The sequence below is a fragment of the Vibrio sp. 10N.222.48.A3 genome (genome assembly GCF_041475345.1).
Classification (GTDB): Bacteria; Pseudomonadota; Gammaproteobacteria; order Enterobacterales; family Vibrionaceae; genus Vibrio; species Vibrio tasmaniensis_A.
This window is the reverse complement of the sequence record NZ_JBFRVX010000774.1, coordinates 1-3,765: the sequence shown is the minus strand read 5'-3', so window position 1 is coordinate 3,765 and position 3,765 is coordinate 1. Positions and strand designations below refer to the sequence as shown.

Sequence of the window (3,765 nt, the reverse complement as noted above, 5' to 3'; positions counted from 1 at the left end):
GGTGTTGAGGTTGTTTACGAAAACGCGTCACAATTTGGCGGCGGCGGTGACCTTGTTCCAGGACAAGACCAGTTCAGCTTCCAAGTTGAAGAAGGTGAAAGTTTCAATCTGTTCTTGATTCCAAACGGACATCAGCACAATGACTTTGACGCGATGCAAGACGGTCAGTACGAGTTCCGTGCTGAGGATGGTTCACCTGCGAAAATGGATACGGTTGATCCTCAACTTGTATTTGTTGCTGCCGATGGCACTGAAACTGTAGTTCAAGGGCAGAATGGTGACGCGATCTTCCATGGTGGTTCAAGCGCTCAACTAAACCAAGATGGTATCGAACATACGCGTACCACTGTTAATGAAGATGGCGAGCTCGTTTACGGATTTGAAGATTTGTATGGCGGCGGTGATGCTGACTATTCAGACTTCAACTTCACAATCGATGTGGGTGAAGTGAACAGCCAAATCTACAGTGGTGAAGTGACGGTTGGTCCTGATGGTACGGTGAACTTACCAACAACGGCTATCGAAAATGCGCTACAGATCCAGTTACCAGAAGACTTCAATGAGCAGCTTGAAGTTCATGTAACCGCAACTGCGACAGAGTTATCGAATGATGATTCTGAAACGGTTTCCCAAACCATTTACATTAACGCGACAGGCGCACACATTGAGCATGCACCTGAAGCACTTCCTGTTGCAGCAACAGTGGAAGAAGATGGTTCTATCATCATTACGCAAGAAGACTTGCTAGCTAATGCTCGTGATTTAGATGGCGACCAACTAACAGCGCTTAACTTAGCGACTGATGACGACAGCGTAACTATCACAGATAACGGGGATGGTACTTACACATTAACGCCAGATGCTGACTTCAATGGCGATGTTAGCTTTACGTTTGATGTGTCTGATGGCGATGATGTTGTCTCTACCAACCTAGAGCTAACAGTTTCACCAGTGAACGATGGTCCAGAAGCACAAGACCAAGCATTCACAGTCGGTGAAGATGGCGTGTTAACGTTCAATGACCAAGACCTATTAACGGGTGCGACGGACATTGAAGGGGACGACCTAAGCGTTGAAGGTGTGACTTACACTGGCGCAGATGGTGTTCTAACCGATAATGGCGATGGTACATACAGCTTCGCGCCAAACGAAAACTTCAATGGCGATGTAAACTTCTCGTTCAATGTATCAGATGGTACCGATACGGTAACCGCTAACATTGATGTCAGCGTGACGCCAGAGAATGATCCACCTGTCGCGGGTAGCACGTCTTACACGGTTCATGAAGACAATTCCATCACGATCAGCAACGAACAATTGTTAGCGAACTCTTCAGATATTGAAGGGGAAGTGGCGATTGATAGTGTTACCTATAGTGGCAGTGATGGTGTGCTTGAAATCAACGGTAACGGTACATACACCTTCTCTCCAAACGAGAACTTTAATGGCGAAGTTAGCCTAGATGTGGTTGTTGTAGATGAAGACGATGCAGTCGTATCGACGACTGCGGGCATTACGGTTCTAGAAGTGAACGATCCGCCAGTTGCTGGCCCAACGTCTTACACTATCGATGAAGACTCGGTACTGACCTTTAATGAGTCTCAAGTTCTGCTGAACGCCTCTGATATTGAAGGTGACGTACAACTTGTTGAGATCAACTACGACGGCCCAGACGGAATCTTCTCAATCAATGGTGACGGCACATGTAGCTTTGCACCGAATGAAAACTTCAACGGCCAAGTGCAATTGGATGTGACCATTCAAGATGAAGACGGCGCTCAAGTTGATACTCATATTACGGTTGATGTCCTACCAATCAATGATGTTCCAGTATCAGGAGACTTGGCATACAGCGTTGAGGAAGACGGTTCGATTACCTTGAGCCAAGAGCAACTTCTTTCTCAAGCTAGCGATGTAGACGGAGACGACCTTACTGCTTCTAACTTAATTGTTGATGGAGACGCGACAGTTGTTTCTAACGATGATGGTAGCTTTACCATTACGCCAGATGCGAACTTCAATGGCGACATTGATCTAACGTTCGACATTAGCGACGGTACCGATACGCTGGTTGCGACGGCTGACCTCACCGTTAATCCAGTTAATGACCTTCCACAACCACAAGATCAAACGTTCAGCATTGGCGAAGACGGCATCTTGAACTTCACAGATGAAGACTTGCTAACAGGTGCTACCGATATCGATGGGGATGACCTATCGGTTGAAGGCGTGACTTACACAGGTGCCGACGGTGTTCTTACTGACAATGGCGACGGAAGCTACAGCTTTGCGCCAAACGAGAACTTCAATGGTGATGTGAACTTCAGTTTTGATGTGTCAGATGGCACGGATACGGTTCAAGCCAACATTGATGTCAGCGTGACACCAGAGAACGATCCGCCTGTTGCGGGTAGCACGTCTTACATAGTTCATGAAGACAACTCAATTACCATCAGCGATGAGCAACTTCTAGCTAACTCTTCGGATATTGAAGGTGATGTTGCCGTTGATAGCGTGACTTACACTGGCGCTGATGGTGTCTTTGAAGACAACGGTGACGGTACTTACACCTTCTCACCAAACGAAAACTTCAACGGTGAAGTTAGCCTAGATGTTGTCGTTACCGATGAAGAGGGTGCAACAGAAGCGACAACCGCGGGTATTACGGTACTTGAGGTGAATGATCCGCCAATTGCGGGTTCAACCAGCTACTCAGTGAACGAAGACGAAGTTATCACCATCAGTTCAGATCAACTGTTGGCGAATGCTTCTGATATCGAAGGTGAAGTGGCGATTGATAGCGTTAACTACACAGGCGCTGACGGCATCTATACTGACAATGGCGATGGAACATTCAGCTTCGCACCAAACGCGAACTTCGACGGTGATGTCAGCCTTGATGTTGTCGTTACTGATGAAGATGGTGCAACTGTAGCGACCAACGCAAGCATTGATGTTCTTCCTGTTAACGATGCTCCGGTATCGGGCGATTTGGCGTACAGCGTGGACGAAGATGGTTCAATTACCTTGAGCCAAGAGCAATTACTTGCTCAAGCGAGCGATGTTGACGGCGATGACTTAACAGCGGCTAACCTAACCGTTGGTGGTGATGCGACAGTTACTGCAAACGATGATGGTAGTTTCACTATCACGCCAGATGCTAACTTCAATGGCGACATTGATTTGAACTTCGACATTACCGATGGTGATGCGACGCTTCAAGCAACAGCTGACCTAACGGTTAACCCAGTTAATGACTTGCCGGTTCCTCAAGATCAACAATTCAGTATTGCAGAAGACGGTACGCTGCAATTTACAGATGCCGACTTACTTACCGGTGCCACCGATATTGATGGCGACGACTTAACCGTTGAAGGTATTAGCTATACAGGTGGTGATGGCGTACTGACCGACCACGGTGATGGTACTTATACCTTTGCGCCAAATGAAAACTTCAATGGCGATGTGAACTTTAGTTTCGATGTGTCTGATGGCACAGAAACGGTCAGCGCTAACATTGATGTCAGTGTGACGCCTGAGAACGATCCGCCAGTTGCGGGTTCAACCTCGTACATGGTCAACGAAGACAATGCCATCACAATTTCTGATGAGCAGTTGCTAGCAAACTCTTCTGACGTTGAAGGTGCAGTGTCGATTGACAGCGTAACTTACAGCGGCACAGATGGTGTGTTCCAAGATAATGGTGACGGCAGTTACACCTTCCTTCCTAATGAAAACTTCAGTGGCGATATCAGCCTTGACGTT

At 47.2% G+C, this 3,765-nt stretch carries 1 protein-coding gene; it reads left to right on the top strand.

All coding sequences use genetic code 11. The features are described from left to right. Window positions 1-3,765: cadherin-like domain-containing protein (locus AB4653_RS19640; protein WP_372105080.1), on the top strand; the 3,765-nt coding region annotated here is incomplete at both ends.